The 19,755-nt window shown below is 58.9% G+C and carries 22 protein-coding genes; 14 read left to right on the plus strand and 8 right to left on the minus strand.

Annotation, left to right across the window (positions count from 1 at the left end; all coding sequences use genetic code 11):
• Positions 1-27: 27 nt before the first annotated feature.
• From PR017_RS16100 to PR017_RS16110, 3 genes are all read right to left on the minus strand, one after another.
• A complete protein-coding gene (locus tag PR017_RS16100; RefSeq protein ID WP_111216873.1) occupies positions 28-579 on the minus strand; it encodes a TadE/TadG family type IV pilus assembly protein in 552 nt (183 codons plus the stop codon).
• Positions 580-650: 71 nt separating this feature from the next.
• Positions 651-1,289 (minus strand): TadE/TadG family type IV pilus assembly protein, encoded by a 639-nt coding sequence (locus PR017_RS16105; protein WP_111215860.1) that lies wholly within the window; start codon positions 1,287-1,289, stop codon positions 651-653.
• Between the two features lie 96 nt (positions 1,290-1,385).
• On the minus strand, positions 1,386-1,805 hold the full coding sequence (locus PR017_RS16110; RefSeq protein ID WP_111215862.1) for a pilus assembly protein N-terminal domain-containing protein: 420 nt from the start codon (positions 1,803-1,805) through the stop codon (positions 1,386-1,388).
• Between the two features lie 402 nt (positions 1,806-2,207).
• Here PR017_RS16110 and PR017_RS16115 point away from each other — a divergent pair, with 402 nt between their 5' ends.
• From PR017_RS16115 to PR017_RS16155, 9 genes are all read left to right on the plus strand, one after another.
• Complete coding sequence (locus PR017_RS16115) at positions 2,208-2,399, plus strand: Flp family type IVb pilin (protein WP_111215864.1); 192 nt, start codon at positions 2,208-2,210, stop codon at positions 2,397-2,399.
• A 173-nt stretch (positions 2,400-2,572) separates the two neighbouring features.
• Positions 2,573-3,043: an A24 family peptidase gene (locus PR017_RS16120; RefSeq protein WP_279619520.1), complete on the plus strand. Its 471-nt coding sequence runs from the start codon at positions 2,573-2,575 to the stop codon at positions 3,041-3,043.
• Between the two features lie 127 nt (positions 3,044-3,170).
• A complete protein-coding gene (gene cpaB, locus PR017_RS16125; protein WP_111215867.1) occupies positions 3,171-3,980 on the plus strand; it encodes a Flp pilus assembly protein CpaB in 810 nt (269 codons plus the stop codon).
• Entirely contained in the window at positions 3,977-5,491 is a 1,515-nt protein-coding gene (locus PR017_RS16130; RefSeq protein WP_425070005.1) for a type II and III secretion system protein family protein, read from the plus strand. The genes cpaB and PR017_RS16130 overlap by 4 nt, the downstream gene beginning before the upstream one ends.
• Before the next feature lie 9 nt (positions 5,492-5,500).
• Positions 5,501-6,256 (plus strand): CpaD family pilus assembly protein, encoded by a 756-nt coding sequence (locus PR017_RS16135; RefSeq protein ID WP_111215868.1) that lies wholly within the window; start codon positions 5,501-5,503, stop codon positions 6,254-6,256.
• A 46-nt stretch (positions 6,257-6,302) separates the two neighbouring features.
• Positions 6,303-7,571: a CpaE/TadZ family protein gene (locus PR017_RS16140; RefSeq protein ID WP_111215870.1), complete on the plus strand. Its 1,269-nt coding sequence runs from the start codon at positions 6,303-6,305 to the stop codon at positions 7,569-7,571.
• 29 nt (positions 7,572-7,600) lie between these two features.
• The gene (locus PR017_RS16145; protein WP_111215872.1) at positions 7,601-9,073 is read left to right on the plus strand and encodes a TadA family conjugal transfer-associated ATPase; all 1,473 of its coding nucleotides are present in this window, start codon (positions 7,601-7,603) and stop codon (positions 9,071-9,073) included.
• Positions 9,074-9,083: 10 nt separating this feature from the next.
• A complete protein-coding gene (locus tag PR017_RS16150) occupies positions 9,084-10,091 on the plus strand; it encodes a type II secretion system F family protein (protein ID WP_111215874.1) in 1,008 nt (335 codons plus the stop codon).
• A 15-nt stretch (positions 10,092-10,106) separates the two neighbouring features.
• On the plus strand, positions 10,107-11,087 hold the full coding sequence (locus PR017_RS16155; protein ID WP_111215875.1) for a type II secretion system F family protein: 981 nt from the start codon (positions 10,107-10,109) through the stop codon (positions 11,085-11,087).
• A 67-nt stretch (positions 11,088-11,154) separates the two neighbouring features.
• Here PR017_RS16155 and PR017_RS16160 read toward each other — a convergent pair whose 3' ends face one another.
• Positions 11,155-11,976 (minus strand): tetratricopeptide repeat protein, encoded by an 822-nt coding sequence (locus tag PR017_RS16160; RefSeq protein ID WP_111215877.1) that lies wholly within the window; start codon positions 11,974-11,976, stop codon positions 11,155-11,157.
• 143 nt (positions 11,977-12,119) lie between these two features.
• Here PR017_RS16160 and PR017_RS16165 point away from each other — a divergent pair, with 143 nt between their 5' ends.
• From PR017_RS16165 to PR017_RS28425, 5 genes are all read left to right on the plus strand, one after another.
• Positions 12,120-13,511: a leucyl aminopeptidase family protein gene (locus PR017_RS16165; protein ID WP_111215879.1), complete on the plus strand. Its 1,392-nt coding sequence runs from the start codon at positions 12,120-12,122 to the stop codon at positions 13,509-13,511.
• A gap of 85 nt (positions 13,512-13,596) precedes the next feature.
• Entirely contained in the window at positions 13,597-13,947 is a 351-nt protein-coding gene (locus tag PR017_RS16170) for a MarR family winged helix-turn-helix transcriptional regulator (protein WP_111215880.1), read from the plus strand.
• Between the two features lie 11 nt (positions 13,948-13,958).
• A complete protein-coding gene (locus tag PR017_RS16175; protein ID WP_111215882.1) occupies positions 13,959-14,813 on the plus strand; it encodes a C40 family peptidase in 855 nt (284 codons plus the stop codon).
• A 294-nt stretch (positions 14,814-15,107) separates the two neighbouring features.
• Positions 15,108-15,332, plus strand: coding sequence for a hypothetical protein (locus tag PR017_RS16180; protein WP_111215883.1), 225 nt, complete (start codon positions 15,108-15,110; stop codon positions 15,330-15,332).
• A 190-nt stretch (positions 15,333-15,522) separates the two neighbouring features.
• Positions 15,523-15,759, plus strand: a complete 237-nt coding sequence (locus tag PR017_RS28425; RefSeq protein ID WP_425070032.1) for a GCG_CRPN prefix-to-repeats domain-containing protein — start codon at positions 15,523-15,525, stop codon at positions 15,757-15,759.
• Between the two features lie 49 nt (positions 15,760-15,808).
• Here the strand turns inward: PR017_RS28425 and PR017_RS16185 are convergent, their stop codons facing one another.
• From PR017_RS16185 to cyoB, 4 genes are all read right to left on the minus strand, one after another.
• A complete protein-coding gene (locus tag PR017_RS16185) occupies positions 15,809-16,564 on the minus strand; it encodes an SURF1 family protein (protein ID WP_111215886.1) in 756 nt (251 codons plus the stop codon).
• A gap of 87 nt (positions 16,565-16,651) precedes the next feature.
• On the minus strand, positions 16,652-17,077 hold the full coding sequence (gene cyoD, locus PR017_RS16190) for a cytochrome o ubiquinol oxidase subunit IV (protein WP_111215888.1): 426 nt from the start codon (positions 17,075-17,077) through the stop codon (positions 16,652-16,654).
• A complete protein-coding gene (gene cyoC, locus PR017_RS16195; RefSeq protein WP_111215889.1) occupies positions 17,074-17,703 on the minus strand; it encodes a cytochrome o ubiquinol oxidase subunit III in 630 nt (209 codons plus the stop codon). The genes cyoD and cyoC overlap by 4 nt, the downstream gene beginning before the upstream one ends.
• A gap of 4 nt (positions 17,704-17,707) precedes the next feature.
• Complete coding sequence (gene cyoB / locus PR017_RS16200; RefSeq protein WP_111215891.1) at positions 17,708-19,711, minus strand: cytochrome o ubiquinol oxidase subunit I; 2,004 nt, start codon at positions 19,709-19,711, stop codon at positions 17,708-17,710.
• Positions 19,712-19,755: the final 44 nt, after the last annotated feature.

Consider the following 19,755-nt stretch of genomic DNA (forward strand, 5'->3'; position numbering starts at 1 on the left):
TTTCGGCGGGTTCTCGTCGTCAGCGCATCAGCAATCGTCGCACTTGATCGAAGTGCCGGTCCGCTGGCGGTAGAAGTATTGCCGCTGCATGGTGATCGAATTCATGCCCGCCGGTAGGAAGTTCGGACCAAAGCTGATGAGCGTATATGGCACGGCAAGTTCGGTCCTCACAAGGAACGAATTTGGTTTGTTGAGTGCGGTCGGCACCCCCGTCACAGTACTGCTGACCGCATAGGCAGTCGTCCCGTCCTGCTCCCACGACCAAAGCACCGTAGCCTTGCTGCTGGCATCGATTTGTATGCCGGTGATCTTCAGGGTCATGCCGGCAATGGTGTAAGGCACAAAGATCGCATTGGCGACGGATGGCATGGTCGAGAGGATAGATTTCGATACCGTCGACTGCTGCGTAACAATATCGGCGACAGTTCCTGCCGCCCGGCTCGTTCGCTGAGCGATGCTGAGCGCAACCGTCGTCTGCAGCGCGCCGAGGTACAGAAGCAGCAGGACCGGAACGAGTATGGCGAATTCGATTGCGCCAACGCCGCCTTCGTCGCGCACCAGACGTAAACCGAGGCGCACAACACGACTATCGAGCGCTCGTTGTAGCGTCTGGCGCACCCCGTAGCTGTGCAGATGTGGCTTCGGGGCGCTCAAGGGTATTTCTCATTTTGAAAGGCCGTTGTGGCGACAATCAGGAAATCGGTCGGCATCGAGCCGTTGGCCGGTCGGATAGTGGTGATATAAGGCCGCACGATGTCGGTGGTAATCTTCCAGCGATAGTAAGCGCGCACCATGTTGATGGAACTCGGGCCGCCTGGCGCAAATTTGAAGCCCGACGGATCTATGTCGGCGTACGCAGCAGTGGAGACACGAGGAATTTTCACCGGAATGTCGGCGAAGGACGTGTACGTCTCGACATCAAGATACAATTTCGCCGGTGTGGCGATCTCGCTCGGGGAGCAGCTGATCATGATGGCAATCTCGGCACAGAATGCAGTCCGAAACTTTGTTTGATCCATGTCGGTCGCGGTGCGTCCCATCGCGTAGGTAATCTGGCCGGTGCGAAGTTTTCTCGACAGCGTATCTGTGGCATTCACCACCAGCTGTTCGGCAGTAAAGGCGACGAATGTCTCGATAATTGCAAAGATGATGATGAAGTAGGGGACGGCCAAGAGGGCGAACTCGACCGCAGTCGCCCCATCTTTCGAGCGCAGAATGCCTTGTAGACGCATCAGAAAAGGCCGCCGCCCGAGCGCGGTGTCACCTCTATCCTGCCCATCCACCGTCATAATGATTTCCACGCTTGTACTGCTGCGCAGACCCTAGGCGCATTTAATTGATATTCCGTTGCGTTTTCTTTTAAAGTGCCAGTGGTGAAACATCGTCTATGGCGTGGCGGCAGCTGGCGCGGCAGCGCTGTTCTGCTGAGCGTGAACCTCGCAGTTCGGTGTGCAGGAAAGAACGGAGCGCTCTGTCTGGCGGTAGACGCGCACCGTATTGCCTTCGTCGATCGAGACAAGAATACGCTCGTCGACAATAGCGTTGCCGTCGGAGTCGAGAAGAACGATGTTTGTCGTGCCGAAACTGCGACCTGTCAAAACGATCGTCTTCGGGTCTGCGACTGTCGCATCGGCCACCTGCGAGTTTCCGATTATCACTTTGCTGACCGGGCGATCCAGCCTCAGAATGCGCGCATGATCCATGAACACCCGCAGCATGTTATCCCCGGCCAGGGAGATCTCTGGCACGAGACCTGTAGCTGCGACGATGCAGCCGAATAAAACGGATCTGCCTTGCTGGAACATGAAGGGGGCCTCTCGGGCGAATTCTCGGTGCTGGTACGTGATAGAATGAAAAGTATTAGTAAACTAAGCGTTAATACGTCAAATAAAGCTCCATTTCATAAGTGGTGAATACCCGATATGTGTAGAAATGGGATCTCGGGAGACGCGTCCATGTGCCATAAGAAGCCTCCTGTTTTACTCTGTGACATGTCTGTGGCTGTTACTGGGTTGCAGTCTATGACTCGAAACAATACTATGCGTTATTCGCTCTCTTCGTTAACTACCGCAATCGCGAAAGCTTATTATCATTTTATTTACTATTTTTTTTAAGTCGATCGAAACAGCCATTCGGTAATTTCCTCTCATCCGATCAACGGCAAACAGTTGGCGGACTTGCTGTCAACATGTGGAGTAGGAGTTTCCATGACCAAGCTTTTCGCGCGTTTCTTGAAAGACGAATCCGGTGCGACTGCAATTGAATACGGCTTGATCGCTGCTCTGATCTCCGTAGCCCTGATCGCCGGCGCAACCACCCTCGGCGGTGCCTTGAACAACCAGTTCGCCACCATTGCAACGAAGATCCATTGCACTGCCGGCGCCAACGTCGCTTGCTGATATCGAGTCAAACTGGCCAAACAGAAAGCCGCCTTCTTCCGGAGGGCGGCTTTTCGTAATCTTCGACTTCGTAGACCGGTCATTCTTCCTTAGGCAATGGCTGTTACTATCACAGCGAATTCTCGGAGAAGACGATGATCGGTGCCGCAATTTTCTTGATTTTTCCGCTTTGCATGGCGGTTGCTGCGTTCTCAGATCTTTTCACGATGACGATCCCAAATCGGGTTTCCGTCATCCTCGTCGGCACATTTCTGCTGGTCGCTCCCTTCACGGGCCTGCCGCTGACGGATATCGGAATGCATTTTCTTGGTGCGCTGATTGTCTTTGCCGTTTGCTTTAGCTTCTTCGCGCTCAACATCATGGGCGGGGGCGATGCCAAGCTCCTGAGCGCCGCCGCCTTGTGGTTCGGCTTCGATCAGTCTCTTCTGGAATTTGCCATATATGTCAGTGTCGTTGGCGGCCTCATGACAATGCTGATCTTCGCCATGCGCGCCCGTGCCGACATCCTTTCCGTCATCGGTATGTCGATACCCCAATCCCTGACGCATGCTAAAAAGATACCCTATGGCATCGCCATAGGTATCGGCGGCTTCCTCGCTTTCCCGTCCTCTCCCCTGTTCCTGGCCGCACTCAATCAGTCCTGATGTCGGGATTGGAGGGTAGTCTGTATTCATGACTTCTTAAGCTAAGTTGTAAGTCATTCATTAACCATAAGTATACCAATTGCGGTGCATCCTTGCTCGTGAACAGTCTTGTTCCCAAGGATGGATAATGAAACCCGCTCGCCTGATCATTCTCGTTGTTGCAGTTGGCGCGGCAGGTCTTGCCGGCGTACTGGCAATGCGCCTTGCGGGCGGTCGCAATGTCGTTCCGGAAGTTGCAGCGGTGATGCAGAGGGAACCCTCCGTCAAGGTTCTGGTCGCAGCCGCCAATTTGCCTATCGGCTCACGTTTGAACGATAGCTCGATCCGCTGGATGGACTGGCCGCAGGCGGGTGTGGTCAAGGGCGTCATCACGGAGACGGACCGTCCCGATGCGTTGAAAGACATGCTCGGCGCAGTTGTCCGATTGCCGATCTTCGAAGGCGAACCGATCCGCGAGGAAAAGGTCGCCGATTCCAACAGCCGTATTCTGTCCTCGCTTCTGCCTGCCGGTAAACGGGCCGTGGCGACGGAAATCTCGGTCGCGACAGGCGCCGGTGGCTTTATTCTTCCCAACGACCGCGTCGACATTCTGATGGTCCGCAAGGGCGATGCTGCCAAGTTTCAGACAGAGACGATTTTGAGCAACGTGCGCGTGCTCGCCATCGACCAGCAGATCGAGCAGAAGCCTGATGGCTCGAAGTCAGCCGTCGGTGCGACCGCCACGCTGGAACTGACCCCCGATCAGGCGAAGGTGCTGGCGACGGCACAGCAGATGGCTGACAAATTGTCCATGGCCCTGCGCTCCGTCGCAGATGCGCAGGAGCCCGATACGGGCGCTGCCGACTACCTGTTGTCCGGAGACAGTGGTGCGTCCGTCGTGCAGGTCATCAAATCCGGAGCCATCGTCCCAAGCGGCGCGGCGATCAAGGTACAATGAAAAAGGGCGCGACCATGCGGATGACTAAACCAGGGACTAGCCGTTCGCTCTCGGCGCTGCTCGCATTCTCTGTCGCGTTCGGCGGCCTGCCCCTGCAAATCGTGCCTCACTTCCTGTCGGTAGACGAAGCTCTGGCCGAGACGTCCGACAGCATCGTGACCATCGCCGGGATCGGTAACCACAAGCGGCTGAATCTCGGTCTCAACAAGGCATTGGTCGTCGATCTGCCTGCCGATGCCCATGACATCCTCGTCTCCGACCCGACGATGGCCGATGCGGTGACACGTACCTCGCGCCGCATCTACCTGTTCGGCAAGACAGTTGGCCAGACAAACATCTTCGTGTTCGGCGCCAACGGTGAAGAAGTTGCGACCCTCGACATCTCCATCGAGCGCGACATCACCGGTCTGCAGGCCAATCTCAAGCGCTTCATTCCAGACTCGGATATCCACGTTGAAATCGTCTCCGACAACATCGTCCTGACCGGCACCGTCCGCACGCCGATGGATTCGTCGCGCGCCGTCGACCTTGCGCAGGCCTTCCTCAAGGGTGGCGAAGCAACGACCCGAAACACGACCGCTAGCGGCAGCGGGTCCAGCAGCGCAGTGGCAATTTTCGCTGAAAATCGGCAGACGTCCTCGATCAAGAACTTTTTGCAGATCGATGGTGAAGACCAGGTGACGCTGAAAGTTACCGTTGCTGAGATCAAGCGGAGTGTTCTCAAGCAGATCGGCTTCGATAACCTCGTCGGAAACTCGTCCGGCCTTGCAGTCGCCCAGCTGGGAGTCGCGGGCTCGGATGCATCGACATCGACAAGCGGCGGTGGCCTCTCTGCGTTGTTCAAGGGCGCGATCGGGAAGTATGATATCTCGACCTACATGAACGCTTTGGAGCAGGCCAAGGCCATTCGCACCTTGGCAGAGCCGACGCTGACGGCAATTTCCGGGCAGGCAGCCACCTTCAATTCTGGTGGCCAGACGCTCTATTCCTCGACTGACAGCGATGGCAAGGTCACGATCACCCCTTACACCTACGGCATCAGCCTCTCGTTCACGCCCGTGGTGCTCTCTGCCGGTCGCATCAGCCTGCACATCAACACCCAGGTTTCCGAACCGGTCGGAACGGCCGGTACAGCGACCTACAATCAGCGCGCCGCTGATACGTCTGTAGAGTTGCCCTCCGGCGGCTCCATCGCGCTTGCCGGCTTGCTGAGCGACAACATCCAGCAGATCACCAACGGCACTCCAGGTGCATCTAAGATTCCAATCCTCGGCGCCCTGTTCCGGCAGAAAAGTGTCGAGCGAGACGAAAGCGAACTGGTGATCATCGCCACGCCCTATCTCGTACGTCCCGTTGCTCGCAATGCGCTGTCACGTCCGGACGATAATTTCTCGCCCGCCAACGATGCAGGGGCCTTCTTCCTCAACCGTGTCAACAAGGTCTATGGCCGCCGTGACACTCCCGTCGCGGATGCTGAGTTTCATGGCTCCGTCGGCTTCATCTACAAGTAGGGGCGCGTGATGACGATCCGCCAGTCAACCAACGCCGAGAGAGATGTCGCCATGTCCCGCACCCGACTGCATGTTCTGAACGCAAGCCGCCTGAGGGTGGCGTCCGCGGCACTGCTGGTCGCCATCCTCGCCGGCTGCGCCAACCATGACGACATGACGACCGGCTCTGTCCACGACGATTACCGCCAACGTCATCCCATCGTCCTGACCCAGGCCGAACATAATGTCGACATTCCGGTTGCCGCTAGCGATCGGCGCCTCACCCAGGGCACGCGGGATATGATCCGCGGCTTCGCTCAGGACTACAAAGCCCATGCTACCGGCACTGTCGAGATCATGACGCCGCAGGGCGCAATGAACAGTCAGGCGATTGCCGACGTGCGCCATCAGGTTCGCCAGGAACTGGTGGCCAGCGGCATCCCGTCCCGGCGCATCGCTGATAGCTTCTATCCTGCCGGAGGAGCAGGCGACGCGGCGCCGATCCGGCTGCATTTCATGGCCACCACAGCGGTTACGAACGCCTGCGGGCAGTGGCCTGAGGACCTGGCGGACAAACCGTTCGACAACCAGAATTACTACAATTTCGGCTGTGCGTCTCAAAGCAACCTGGCGGCACAGGTAGCCAACCCTACCGATCTCGTTGCGCCGAGGGCGCAGACACCTATCGATGCGGAACAGCGCGGCAAGGTGATCGACAGCTATCGCAGCGGCTCCACCCCGACGAGTTCGTCGTCGATAGGCGGCTTCAGTGGTAGCGGCGGATGATCTTCGGGCTGGCGGCTCTGACCGGGAAACACGACAGGACAAGACCATGAGCGCGATCGATTACGATATCCAGATGGAGAAGGTGGATGGGGCCAGTCCCCGCACCGGCGATCTCGAGAGCATGCGTCCTCTTCCGCGCATCTCCGTGCACGCGTTTTGCGAGAGCGAATCGCTGCAGCAGCTGATGGAGCGTTTTGGCAACGACCGGCGCATGGCAAAGGTCAGCCTGCGTATCACCAGCGGCGGCGCTGCGGCTGCGGCGAACATGTTTTCCAGCGCCCCGACGCCGAACCTGATCATTATCGAGACCCGCTCTCCGCCGGCATCCATCCTGACCGATCTCGCCCCGGTTGCTGCCGTCTGCGACCCCAGCACCAAGGTCGTCATCGTCGGCTACCACAACGACATCACGCTCTATCGCGAACTGATGCGCAACGGCATCTCGGAATATATGGTCCAGCCAGTGTCGATGTCTGACCTGATGGCGGCGATGTCGACGATCTTCATCGATCCAGATGCGGAGCCGATCGGCCGCAGCATCGCATTCATTGGCGCAAAGGGCGGAGTCGGGGCTTCGACGATTGCTCATAACTGCGCTTTCGGCATCTCCAACCTGTTCTCCACCGAGACTATTCTGGCAGACCTTGATCTCCCTTTCGGTACGGCAAACATCGATTTCGATCAGGATCCGGCCCAGGGAATAGCCGAGGCGGTTTTTGCGCCCGACCGTCTGGACGAGGTCTTCCTTGATCGCCTGCTGACGAAGTGCTCGACCCACTTGTCGCTGCTAGCCGCGCCGTCGATGCTCGACCGTGCCTATGATTTCGAAGGCCATGCCTTCCAGCCCGTGCTGGATGTGTTGCAGCGAAGCGCGCCGGTGACAGTCCTGGACATGCCGCACATGTGGTCGGAATGGACCCGGGCTGTGCTTTCGAGTGTCGACGACGTGGTGATTTGCGCCATGCCAGACCTCGCAAATCTTCGCAACGCCAAGAACATGCTGGATGCATTGCGCAAGATGCGGCCGAACGACAAGGTCCCGCATTTGATCCTCAACCAGGTAGGCATGCCGAAAAGGCCGGAAATCGGCATCTCGGAATTTTGCGAGCCGCTGGAAGTTGATCCGATAGCCATCATTCCATTTGACGTAGCCCTGTTCGGCAATGCGGCGAACAGCGGCCGGATGATTTCGGAGGTCGACGCAAAGTCGCCGATCGCAGAGACATTCTCCCAGATCTCCCACATCGTTACCGGCCGCATCGCAATGAAGAAGTCCCGCAAGGGAGGCCTGATGGGTCTTCTGACGCGCAAATAAGACGACGACCGAGAAGAATTGGAACGACCATGTTTGGTAAGCGCGGAAACGATGGGTTTGGAAAAGGCGAAGGCGCGCCCGCGCCGCTGCAGCCGCGTACGTCGACCGCCGCAGTTTCGGCCTCTACAGTGCTGATGGAGCCGTCCCGCGAAAACACGCAGCGTCAGCAGGTGGCGCCACCACCGATCCAGACTCCGCAACGCCGGCGCCCGCAGCGCACAGAGGAATACTACGATACCAAGGCGCAGGTCTTCGGCGCTTTGATCGACACCATAGACCTGTCCCAGCTCTCTAAGCTCGATGGTGAGAGCGCGCGTGAGGAAATTCGCGACATCGTCAACGACATCATCACGATCAAGAATTTTGCGATGTCGATCTCCGAGCAGGAAGAGCTGCTCGATGACATCTGCAACGACGTACTAGGGTACGGTCCGCTCGAGCCGCTGCTGGCCCGCGACGATATTTCCGACATCATGGTCAACGGTTCCGGCCAGACCTTTATCGAAGTTGGCGGCAAGACGATCGAATCGGAAATCCGCTTTCGCGACAACAGCCAGCTGCTGTCGATCTGCCAGCGTATCGTCAGCCAAGTCGGCCGTCGCGTCGATGAATCCAGCCCCATTTGCGATGCGCGGCTGCCGGATGGATCGCGTGTCAACGTCATCGCGCCGCCGCTGGCGATCGATGGCCCGGTTCTGACAATCCGTAAATTCAAGAAGGACAAGTTGACGCTCGACCAGCTCGTCCGCTTCGGTGCGATCACGCCGGAAGGCGCCACTATCCTGCAGATCATCGGTCGGGTTCGCTGCAATGTGGTCATCTCTGGCGGTACCGGCTCGGGCAAGACGACGCTGCTCAACTGCCTGACGCGTTACATCGACGAAGACGAGCGGATCATCACCTGCGAAGACACAGCAGAACTGCAATTGCAACAGCCGCACGTGGTGCGCCTCGAAACGCGCCCGCCGAATATCGAAGGCGAGGGCGAGATCACCATGCGCGACCTCGTCAAGAACTGCCTGCGCATGCGCCCCGAGCGGATCATCGTCGGCGAAGTGCGCGGGCCTGAGGTGTTCGACCTTTTGCAGGCGATGAACACCGGCCATGACGGATCCATGGGAACGATCCACTCGAATACGCCTCGTGAATGCCTGAGCCGTATCGAGTCGATGATCGCAATGGGCGGCTTCACCTTGCCTGCAAAGACGGTGCGCGAAATCATCGCCGGCTCCGTCGACGTTATCATCCAGGCAGCGCGCTTGAGAGACGGATCCCGCCGCATCACCCAGATCACAGAGGTTATCGGGATGGAGGGTGACGTCATCATCACCCAGGATCTGATGCGCTACGAAATCGAAGGCGAAGACGCCAATGGCCGCATCGTCGGTCGCCACGTGTCGACCGGCATCGGTAAGCCGCATTTCTGGGATCGCGCCCGTTACTACAATGAGGAAAAGCGATTGGCAGCGGTGCTCGACGAGATGGAAAAACAATCGAAGTAGGGTTTGACCGATGTTCGGTATTGATTCCACCGTCCTCCTCATCGTGCTGCTTGCAGCCGTGTCGGCGGCTGCGCTGAGCTATAGCGTCCTGTTTTCGCGGATGGAAACCGACAAGAAGACGGCGGGTCGCGTCAGTCGCGTCAAGTCTTCAGAGAGCGACGTGAACAAGATCAGCGCGGCGCGTGATCGCGTCCAGGAGCTGTCGAAGCGCCGCAAGTCAGTGCAGGATTCGCTGAAAGACCTCGAAAAGAGAAATCTGGAAAAAAGCAAGAAATCACAGTCCCTAAAAGCCCGACTGGCTCAAACAGGCCTGCCGATCACCATCGGTCGCTTCTATTTGTTCAGCGCTCTTTTTGCTCTTGTCGTCATGCTTGCCGCCTTCATCCTGGGCGCCCCGCTGGCGATCGTGCTGGGATTGCCGTTTACCGCCGGTGTCGGGCTGCCCAGGTGGATCATCGGCTTTCTCGTCAAGCGCCGGCAGAACAAGTTCCTCAACGAGTTTCCCAATGCGCTCGATGTGATCACCCGCTCGCTACGTTCCGGCCTGCCGCTCAACGACGCGATCCGTCTTGTGTCAGCCGATGCGCGCGAGCCGGTGAAGACGGAGTTTCGCCAATTGGTGGAGGCCCAGCAGGTCGGTCTCAGCATGGCGGATGCCTGCGCCCGCATGGCTGTCGGACTGCCGCTGCAGGAGGTCAACTTCTTCGCCATTGTGATTGCAATCCAGTCGCAGTCCGGCGGCAACCTTTCGGAAGCGCTCGGAAATCTTGCTCGTGTTCTTCGAGAACGCAAGAAGATGAAGGCCAAGGTGCAGGCCCTATCCATGGAAGCCAAGGCATCCGCCTGTATCATCGGCGCCCTGCCGTTTATCGTCGCGACGCTCGTCTACCTGACGTCGCCGCAGTACATAATGGTCCTGTTCACTGATCCGCGTGGCCATCTTATCCTGATCGGCGCTGGAATTTGGATGAGTGTGGGGATTTTCTTCATGCGCCAAATGATCAATTTCGATATCTGACCGAAGGTTGACACCATGTCCGACATTGCCAGCCAGTTGACCGATCCCAGCCTGATCCTTGCGGTCGTGGTTTCGATTGCGGTGTTCGCGACGTTCTACACGCTGGCCATGCCCTATTTCGAGCGAGGCGACCTGAACAAGCGCATGAAGGCAGTCTCGACCGAGCGCGACCAGATCCGCGCCCGCGAAAGAGCGCGGATGAACGACGGCGGCAAAGCAACGCTTCGCAACCAGAACAATCAGTCGGTCCGCAACATCGCAGAGCGCTTCAATCTCAAAGAGGCGCTGGTCGACGCCAACACCGTCAATCGCCTGCGGGCTGCAGGGCTACGCTCCGAAAATGCCTTGAACACATTCCTGGTTGCGCGCTTCCTGCTGCCGTTCCTGTTCCTCGCTCTTGCAGGCTTCTGGGTCTTCGGTCTTGGAAATCTCGAGAGCAAGGGCTTCATGATCCGGGTGCTTGCGGTTCTAGGCGTAGGGTATCTCGGCTTTTACGCGCCGAACATCTACGTTTCGAACCGCATGGGAAAACGCCAGAAGTCCATCAAGCGGGCGTGGCCGGATGCGCTGGACCTGATGCTGATCTGCGTCGAGTCGGGAATTTCGGTGGAAGCCGGCATGCGCCGCGTCTCGGAGGAGCTTGCGGAGCAATCGCCGGAGCTCGCCGAGGAAATGGTGCTGACCAACGCGGAACTGTCGTTCCTTCAGGACCGCCGTACCGCACTCGACAACCTGGCTGTCCGCACGCAGTTGGAGAATGTCAAATCGGTCACCCAGGCGCTGATCCAGGCCGAGCGCTACGGCACTCCTGTTGCCCAGGCCTTGCGCGTGCTTGCCCAGGAAGGGCGTGACGACCGGATGAACGACGCCGAAAAGAAGGCCGCCGCGCTGCCGCCGAAATTGACCGTGCCGATGATTGTCTTCTTCCTGCCGGTGTTGATCGCGGTCATCCTCGGACCGGCCATCCTGCAGGTCATGGACCGGTTCCACAACTGATCTTTCAGCATCTGTGTCCGCAGGAGCGTATTGGTGTCTGTCGTGGAGGCAGGATAAGCGGAGTCCGTCAGTTGACGGTTCTGGGGGCGCCGTCCTTGCTGGCGAGCTTCTGCCAGGAGTTCTGCTGGGCGAGCATGGTGCGCAGGTAATTGACGTTGGCATTGGCCTGCTGCTGCGTCAGTTCCGACCGGGCGATCTGCTCGGCCTCGGGAAAGCGCCCCTGGAGGCCGACGACAAGCGCGAGGTTTTGTCGGACGCGACTGTCGGCAGTCGGCTGGGCGACCGCTGAGCGCAGATAGGTCTCGGCCGTCTTCAGGTCTCCGGTCAGGACATAGGACATGCCGAGATTGGATAGGATCGAGGGCTCGTTCGGTTGCAGGTCCAATGCATCGCGATATTTGCCCCTGGCTTCGGTGGCGCGGCCAAGCTGATCGAGGATAGCGCCCTGCGCTGAGACCAGCCGCCAGTCTGGTCGGTCGGGTGTCTGGGCGCGCTCGATGGTGGCGAGCGCCTCGTTCAATTGCCCTGCCGCTGCCTGTGCTTTGCCGTAGGCAGCCAGCACGCCGCGGTCGCTGGGATTGGCGATTGCCACCTGCTGCATGACGGCGAGGGATTGGGCATTGCGACCGCTGGCACGCAACGCATTGGCGTAGTTGACGCCGACAATGGGGTTCCTCGGGTTTGCGTCGTAGGCCTTGCCGAGCGCTGCCGTGCTGCCTGAAAGCTCGCCAGGGCTCATGTCGTCGGCAGACTTCGACATCTTCGGGATTGAGCCCGTCGTTGTCTTGTCCGTCGTCGTCGCGCAGCCGGCGAGCAGGAGCGCTGCCAGCAGGGCGATACCGGCCTGAAGCTTGCGGATGGTCAAAAATGAGGGTGCCGAAGCGGTCATGGCGCGATCCGTGAAATCGATTGGTCCTGCGCCAGATCCATAAAGACAGCAGATAATAGTGTGGCGCAATCTTCGCTCCAGCAATAATCTGTTAACCCTAACAGATCGTTAATTTACCGACTCAGGCGGTTCGAAGGATCATCATGGCCCCCTACCAGTATATCGACCGAGCAACGCCCTTTAATACCAAGGGTGGCAAGACCCTCCCGGTCTTCGCAGTTACGCCCGCGCATATCGAAACAGGCACAATCGATCCCATCGCCCTCGATTGGGCTCGAAAGACTGGCTACAAGGCGGACAGCGGCACTTTGCTGCTTATCCCGACGGAGGAGGGCCACCTCGGCGGTGCCTTGTTCGGCCTCGGCGCCAACCCCTCCGAGCAGCCCTATCTGACCGGCCGCCTTGCCCGCTCGCTGCCACCTGGCGACTGGCACATCGAGACAGCCCCGCTCACGGTCCATCGGCTGGCGCTAGGTTTCGGCCTCGGCAGCTATCGGTTCGACCGCTACAAGGTGGACAAGACTGTCGCACCGACGCTGATGATCCCGCGTGATGCTGATGCTGCCGATATCAGGCGGCAGTTGGCTGGTGTGTTTCTTGCCCGCGATCTGATCAACACGCCCACCAACGATATGGGCCCCGGCCATCTGGAAGAAGTCTTCCGGGCACTCGCCGCCCACTACAATGCGCAATGCACCGTCATTTCAGGCGACGACCTGCTGACGCAGAACTTTCCGCTGGTCCATATCGTCGGCCGCGCCAGCGCCGACGCGCCGCGGTTGCTTGAGCTTCGCTGGGGCAAGAAAGGCCATCGTCGCATCACGCTCGTGGGCAAGGGTGTCTGCTTCGATACCGGTGGCCTCGACATCAAGCCGTCTGCCTCGATGCTTCTGATGAAGAAAGACATGGGGGGCGCTGCCAATATCCTGGGTCTGGCGCTGATGATCATGGATGCAAAGCTCAAGGTCGACCTGCGCGTCATCATCCCGGTTGTTGAAAATTCCATTTCCGGCAATGCCTTCCGACCCGGCGATATCTACAAGAGCCGCAAGGGCCTGACTGTCCAGATCGACAATACCGATGCGGAAGGTCGTCTCATCCTGGCGGACGCACTGGCTTACGCCGACGAGGAGGCCCCCGATCTCATGATCGACATGGCCACATTGACGGGTGCTGCGCGCGTCGCACTCGGTCCCGACCTGCCGCCGCTCTTTACCGACGACGAAGGCCTTGCCGATGATCTCGCCGAGGCGAGCCTGGAGACGGACGATCCCCTGTGGCGGATGCCGCTCTACATGGGCTACGACAAGGATATCCGGACCAAGTTTGCCGATATCACCAATGCCCCGGCTGGCGGCATGGCAGGCGCCATCACGGCCGCTTTGTTCCTCAAGCGCTTCGTCACCAATACCAAAAGCTGGGCGCATCTCGATATCTATGGCTGGGCGCCAAGCGAGCGGCCCCATTCGCCGGGCGGCGGTGAAGCACAGGCTATCCGCGCACTGTACCACTACATCCGACAGAAAGTCCGGTAAGCGGCGGGATCCGGAAACGCCTCTTGAAATGGTCACGAACTCGCAGGACAATGAAACGGCTGCGTAACGGACCCCGGAGTGCGTCTTGTCCCTTGAACTGACCGCTTCCCAGGCATTGGGCTTGTGGCATGGCGTTACCATAGAGCAGGTTCATCTCGACAAGCGGGATCTCACCTTGCGACAAATGGCGATCTTGCTGCAGATCTATCTGGTGCCGCCGCCCCATACGGTTCGTGGACTGGCGGCCACACTGGGCGTCAGCAAGCCGGTGATCACTCGCGCCCTCGATACGATGGGGGCGATGGGGCTTGTCGACCGCGTGCGGGACGCCAAGGATCGCCGCAATGTCATCATAAAGCGCACCGTCACCGGTGCGCTTTATCTGGAAAAACTTGGCGATCTGGTCATTGGCCAAAGCCGCCTGCTCACCTCCTGAAGGATACAAGGATGGAACTGGACCGCCGCCTCAATGCCTACCGGCCCGATCTTGCCGACATTGCGCTCGAGGGAATGGTAGATGCCGAGCGCTTCGTTGCAGGAAACCCGGCGCTGATCGGCGCGCCCGTCATTGGTCTGCGTCCCAAAGCGGACACGTCGGCGGGTATCGACACGGAATTGCTACGCGGCGAGGCGGTGAATGTGTTCGAGCGCAAGGACGGGTGGTGCTGGGTGAAGGCAGCCTCAGACGGGTATGTCGGCTATCTGCCGGAGGATGCCCTGTCGGTCGCCGGAGCCAGTCCGACGCATGTCGTCTGGCCCCAACGCAGCCCGCTTTATCCGGAGCCGGAGCTTCGCAAGCCGCAGGTCGCTGTGTTGTCTATGGGGAGCCGGGTCTGTGTTACGGGCGAGGCGGAAGTCCGGGGAAATCGATACGTTGTTCTGGATGACGGTACTGCGCTCTATGCCAAGCATGTGCGGCTGATCGGCGAAGCGGTAGAAAGCGACTACGTTACCGTCGCGGGCCGCTTTATCGAGACGCCCTATCTTTGGGGCGGTCGCTCCGGGCTGGGCATCGATTGCTCCGGGCTGGTCCAGTTGGCGATGGCCATGGTTGGCAAAGCTGCGCCCCGCGATGCCGACATGCAGGCAGCAGGCCTCGGCGAACCGATCGAGCGGGGCGATCTTCGCCGCGGCGATCTTGTGTTCTGGAAAGGGCACGTCGCAATCATGGAGGATGCCGAGACGATCATCCACGCCAACGGTCACACGATGACGGTTGCCCGCGAGAACTTCGCCGACGCCGTCGAGCGGATTGGCTGGCTCTACGAGCAGCCGACGGGATACCGTCGTCCTACCGTCTGAGGGTAGCCTCAGGCAGGTTTGCACACCGCACCCTGCCTTGCCATGGCAGGGCCAATGGCCTATCTATGATGTCATAGAGATGGGTGGAAGACATTGGTTCAGCGGACCGCCGTCAATGTTTTCAACGTTTCAACAACGGCTTCCGAACGGAGCCTTTGTCCCGACCATCGCCGGCTTGCCTCGATCGGTTAGCCTTCTTTCTATGACAGACGAATACGGCGTCATTGCTCCATTGGGTGATGACGAAGCTTATTCGCCCGCCGCTCCAACTCACATCAACGAAGGACACGCGGCATGCCGAAAACTGCAAAAGACTCATTCTTCAAGACGGACAAGACCGGTAAGCGCGACAAGAGCGCTGCCGATGCGCCTCCCTTTCGCACCATTGCCCATGAAGAGTCCGCCGCGCGCCTGCGCAAAACTGCGCGTCTCAAGGAGCAGCGCTTGTTGAAGGAAGCCGAAGACGCAAAGCTGGAGCCTGTCGAAAAGGTGAAGAAGGCAGCTCCGAAGAGCGTCTGACTATAGGGCGGCGCCTGTCGGTCGCTCGTGTTTGATGAACCGAAAGCTCTCGTTCAATTCAGTCCCGGTTAAGGCGCAGAAGCGCAATTTTACCGGGGATGGTTCGAACGAAAGGTCATCAGATATGCGATACTCCTTGATAGCTTCTGCAGTAGTTTGGACGGGTCTCGCCGTCTCCGCAGCCCAGGCAATGCCGGTTGGTCCTTCAACGTTCAGCGCAGACAACGCGTCGATCGTGCAAGTCGATTACGCCTGCGGTCGAGGATGGCACGAATCATGGAATGGCGAATGCCGGCCCAACGAGTGGCGTCGCGGTCCGCCGCCGTTCTGGGACCGCGACCGCTGGCCTCCGCATCATCACCATCATTGGGATGAGTATGGCGGCGGTGATGGAGATTGGGGCCGTCCCCCACCACCCCGCTGGTAAACCGCACCGCTAAATGAGGGACTGCCGTCGCGGGATGGCAGTCCCTTTTTCAGGACGTCGTGCGTTTGCGTTCGAGGAAAACAAGATAGCCGGTCATGCCGAATGACATGATCGCCATCCCGAACCAAGTAAATGCATAGACCAGATGGCTGTTCGGGAAAACGATCTGTGTCAGCCCGCCGACGGGTAATCCGCCCGGATTGGGCTGTGAATCCGCATCGATGAAATAGGGCGCAACGTCCGTAAGGCCCCGGGCAGCGCCCATCGCCGCGACGTCGCGGGAATACCAACGCTCGTCCTGCGGCACGTTTGACCGCAGCAATGTGCCATTTGGTTCGTCGATGCGCAGAAGGCCGGTGATGGTGGTGGGTGTCGAGATTTCGCCTTCCGGCCTCGTCTTAGGATTGCGCTTGTCCGTCGGAACGAAGCCACGATTGATCCAAGTTATCGTTCCGTCCGCGGATTTCATTGGCGTCAGCACCCAGAAACCGGGACCGAGGTTCGTCACTGCGTAGACCTGGGTCTCCTTGTCGTTCAATAAGGTGCCGGCGATGCGTACATGGCGATATTCGTCGTCATTGGTATTTATCGAAGACCATGTCGAAGGGCCGGGTGCGGGCTGCGGCGGGGCATGCACCCGCGCATCGACGCGGGCGATCAGGTCCAGCTTCCAATGCAGCCGTTCGACCTGCCAGGTTCCAAGGCCGATGAAGACTGCGGTCAGCAACAGCAGGCAGATCACCCACATTACCAAGGCAAATCTTGACCGGTGGGACGTCGAAGGGGGGGCGGAAACGGGTGTCATGGCGCGAGGCTCCGTCGGAGGCGCGAAACCGGCGAGCAGGTGCTCAAGCCGGAAAAGCCGGGCGATCGTAGACCGCCCGGTAGTTCTTTACGGCATGTTGCGCATCATATCCGGGGACATTGGCATCATGTTGACGTTGAGGTTGTGCATGACCCAGAGCGAACCGCTGAGCGCGATCACGACGATCACCACGGTGAAGGTCAGCGCCAGTGCGTTCCAGCCGCCTTCAGACTTGGTGTTCATGTGCAGGAAATAGACCATGTGGACGACGATCTGTACGGCGCCGAGCGCCATGACGATGCCGGCTGTCGTTACCGGGCTTTCGATGACCTTTGCCATCACCAGCCAGAAGGGGATCACGGTCAGGATTACCGACAGGATAAACCCGGTCATGTAGCTCTTGAACGTACCGTGTGCGGCTTCGGTCCCGCCGTGCCCGTGGCCATCGTGCCCATGGGCGGCATGTCCGTGATCGCTGTCTGCAGTGTGTGGAGTGTGTGTGTTCGAGCTCATCCGAGAACCCCCATGAGATAGACGAAGGAGAAAACGCCGATCCAGACGACGTCGAGGAAGTGCCAGAACATGCTGAGGCACATCAGGCGGCGCTTGTTCTCGTGAATTAGGCCATGCTTGCCGACTTGAACCATCAGGGTAACCAGCCAGATGATACCGCAGGTGACGTGAAGTCCGTGCGTGCCGACAAGGGTGAAGAACGCCGACAGGAACGCGCTTCGCTGCGGGCCGGCGCCCTCGAGGATCAAGTGATAGAATTCGTTCAGCTCGAGCCCGACGAAGGCGATCCCGAACAGGCCGGTAATCCCCAGCCAGAGCAGTGTCGACCTGGTGTTGTTCTTCTCCATGCTCAGCATGGCAAAGCCATAGGTGATCGAGGAGAGCAGCAGCATCGTGGTATTGATCGCCACGGTCGACAGCTCGAACAGGTCGGCTGGCGAAGGGCCGGCCGCATAGGAGCGGCCGAGCACGGCATAGGTTGCGAAGAGCACTGCGAAGATCAGGCAGTCGCTCATGATGTAGATCCAGAAGCCGAGCATCGTGCTCTCTTCTGGGTGGTGCTCTTCCTTCAGGTAGAAGGCAGGCGTTTTGCCATCTGCGGCGGCGTCTGCATGCATTGCTGTCATTGTCTTATACCCGTTCTGCAAGCAGCTTGGTCCGCGCGTTTTCGGTTCTGATCACTTCTTCGACCGGAATGTAGAAGTCACGCTTGTAGTTGAAGGTGTGGGCGATGGTGACGACCAGCATTGCGACAAAGCCGAGCGCTGCCATCCACCAGATATGCCACACCATGCCGAAACCGAAGACGATGCTGAGAATACCGAGGATAATGCCGGCGCTCGTGCTTTTCGGCATGTGGATCGGCAGGAAGCCTTCCGTCGGACGAACATGGCCGCGTGCCTTCATGTCCCACCACGAGTCGTGATCGTAGACGATCGGGGTGAGGGCGAAGTTGTAGCTCGGGGGTGGCGACGAAGTCGACCATTCGAGCGTACGGCCGCCCCAGGGGTCGCCGGTGAAATCCGCAAGCGCTTCCCGGTTCTTGATGCTGACGAAGATCTGGATCAGGAACGAGGCAATGCCGATGGCAATCAGGCCGGCACCGAAAGCTGCGGTGACGAAGTAGATCTGCAGCGACGGGTCCTCGAACTGGCTGAGGCGGCGGGTGACGCCCATCAGGCCGAGAATGTAGAGCGGCATGAAGGCGAAGTAAAAGCCGACCAGCCAGAACCAGAAAGACATCTTGCCCCAGAACGGATCGAGCTTGAAGCCGAAAGCCTTCGGGAACCAGTAGTTGATGCCTGCGAACGCGCCGAACACGACGCCGCCGATGATGACGTTATGGAAATGGGCGATAAGGAACAACGAGTTGTGCAGCACGAAGTCGGCCGGAGGAATTGCGAGCATGACGCCCGTCATTCCGCCGATGACGAAGGTCACCATGAAGCCCATGGCCCACAGCATCGGAACCTCGAAGCGGATGCGACCACGATACATGGTGAAGAGCCAGTTGAAGATCTTCGCCCCTGTCGGGATCGAGATGATCATCGTGGTGATGCCGAAGAACGAGTTGACGCTGGCGCCGGAACCCATCGTGAAGAAGTGATGCAGCCAGACGAGGTAGGAAAGGATGGTGATGACGACGGTGGCGTAGACCATCGACGCATAGCCAAACAGGCGCTTGCTGCAGAATGTCGCGACAACTTCCGAAAACACGCCGAATGCTGGCAGGATGAGAATGTACACTTCCGGGTGGCCCCAGATCCAGATGAGGTTGACATACATCATCGGGTTGCCGCCGAGGTCGTTGGTAAAGAAGTTCGTTCCGGCATAGCGGTCGAGCGACAGCAAGGCGAGAACGGCGGTCAATACCGGGAAGGCGGCGACGATCAGGACGTTGGTGCAGAGCGCCGTCCAGGTGAAGATAGGCATCTTCATCATGGTCATGCCTGGCGCACGCATCTTGACGATGGTGGCGATCAGGTTGACGCCCGACAAAAGAGTTCCGATACCCGCGATCTGCAGGCCCCAGATATAGTAATCGACACCCACATCGGGACTATAGGCGCTTTCCGACAGCGGCGGGTATGCCAGCCAGCCGGTGCGAGCGAATTCGCCGATGAACAACGAGATCATGATCAGCATCGAGCCGGCCGTTGTCATCCAGAAGCTGAAGTTGTTCAGGAACGGGAAGGACACGTCGCGCGCGCCGATCTGGAGCGGAACCGCAAAGTTCATCAGACCGGTGACGAGCGGCATCGCCACAAAGAAGATCATGATCACGCCGTGCGCCGTAAAGATCTGGTCGTAGTGATGCGGTGGCAGGTAGCCTTCGGATCCGTTGAACGCCATTGCCTGCTGCATGCGCATCAGAAGGGCATCGGAGAAGCCGCGCAACAGCATGATGATCGCAAGCACCATGTACATGATGCCGATCTTCTTGTGGTCGATGCTTGTGAACCATTCGTTCCACAGATAGCCCCAAAGCTTGAAATAGGTCAGCAAGCCGAGGACCGTGGCGCCGCCGATTGCCACGACGATGAACGTCACGATCAGGATCGGTTCGTGATAGGGGATCGAGTCGAGGGTCAGTCGACCGAAGATGAACTTCAAGAGGTCCGGGTTTGAGAACATGGATTGCCTCTGTCCTTATGAATGTCTTGTTCTGAATACGCAGT

Source organism: Rhizobium tumorigenes, assembly GCF_003240565.2.
In the GTDB taxonomy this organism is placed as follows: Bacteria; Pseudomonadota; Alphaproteobacteria; order Rhizobiales; family Rhizobiaceae; genus Rhizobium; species Rhizobium tumorigenes.

What these genes read in the sequence shown, in the direction of transcription:
- PR017_RS16135 (WP_111215868.1), top strand. Translation starts at nt 5,501, where the DNA reads ATGACGATCCGCCAGTCAACCAACGCCGAGAGAGATGTCGCCATGTCC.
- PR017_RS16110 (WP_111215862.1), bottom strand. Translation starts at nt 1,805, where the DNA reads ATGTTCCAGCAAGGCAGATCCGTTTTATTCGGCTGCATCGTCGCAGCT.
- cyoC (WP_111215889.1), bottom strand. Translation starts at nt 17,703, where the DNA reads ATGACAGCAATGCATGCAGACGCCGCCGCAGATGGCAAAACGCCTGCC.
- cyoD (WP_111215888.1), bottom strand. Translation starts at nt 17,077, where the DNA reads ATGAGCTCGAACACACACACTCCACACACTGCAGACAGCGATCACGGA.
- PR017_RS16160 (WP_111215877.1), bottom strand. Translation starts at nt 11,976, where the DNA reads ATGACCGCTTCGGCACCCTCATTTTTGACCATCCGCAAGCTTCAGGCC.
- cpaB (WP_111215867.1), top strand. Translation starts at nt 3,171, where the DNA reads ATGAAACCCGCTCGCCTGATCATTCTCGTTGTTGCAGTTGGCGCGGCA.
- PR017_RS16120 (WP_279619520.1), top strand. Translation starts at nt 2,573, where the DNA reads ATGGCGGTTGCTGCGTTCTCAGATCTTTTCACGATGACGATCCCAAAT.
- PR017_RS16105 (WP_111215860.1), bottom strand. Translation starts at nt 1,289, where the DNA reads ATGACGGTGGATGGGCAGGATAGAGGTGACACCGCGCTCGGGCGGCGG.
- PR017_RS16130 (WP_425070005.1), top strand. Translation starts at nt 3,977, where the DNA reads ATGAAAAAGGGCGCGACCATGCGGATGACTAAACCAGGGACTAGCCGT.
- PR017_RS16115 (WP_111215864.1), top strand. Translation starts at nt 2,208, where the DNA reads ATGACCAAGCTTTTCGCGCGTTTCTTGAAAGACGAATCCGGTGCGACT.
- PR017_RS28425 (WP_425070032.1), top strand. Translation starts at nt 15,523, where the DNA reads ATGCCGGTTGGTCCTTCAACGTTCAGCGCAGACAACGCGTCGATCGTG.
- cyoB (WP_111215891.1), bottom strand. Translation starts at nt 19,711, where the DNA reads ATGTTCTCAAACCCGGACCTCTTGAAGTTCATCTTCGGTCGACTGACC.
- PR017_RS16175 (WP_111215882.1), top strand. Translation starts at nt 13,959, where the DNA reads ATGGAACTGGACCGCCGCCTCAATGCCTACCGGCCCGATCTTGCCGAC.
- PR017_RS16140 (WP_111215870.1), top strand. Translation starts at nt 6,303, where the DNA reads ATGAGCGCGATCGATTACGATATCCAGATGGAGAAGGTGGATGGGGCC.
- PR017_RS16150 (WP_111215874.1), top strand. Translation starts at nt 9,084, where the DNA reads ATGTTCGGTATTGATTCCACCGTCCTCCTCATCGTGCTGCTTGCAGCC.
- PR017_RS16180 (WP_111215883.1), top strand. Translation starts at nt 15,108, where the DNA reads ATGCCGAAAACTGCAAAAGACTCATTCTTCAAGACGGACAAGACCGGT.
- PR017_RS16165 (WP_111215879.1), top strand. Translation starts at nt 12,120, where the DNA reads ATGGCCCCCTACCAGTATATCGACCGAGCAACGCCCTTTAATACCAAG.
- PR017_RS16145 (WP_111215872.1), top strand. Translation starts at nt 7,601, where the DNA reads ATGTTTGGTAAGCGCGGAAACGATGGGTTTGGAAAAGGCGAAGGCGCG.
- PR017_RS16155 (WP_111215875.1), top strand. Translation starts at nt 10,107, where the DNA reads ATGTCCGACATTGCCAGCCAGTTGACCGATCCCAGCCTGATCCTTGCG.
- PR017_RS16185 (WP_111215886.1), bottom strand. Translation starts at nt 16,564, where the DNA reads ATGACACCCGTTTCCGCCCCCCCTTCGACGTCCCACCGGTCAAGATTT.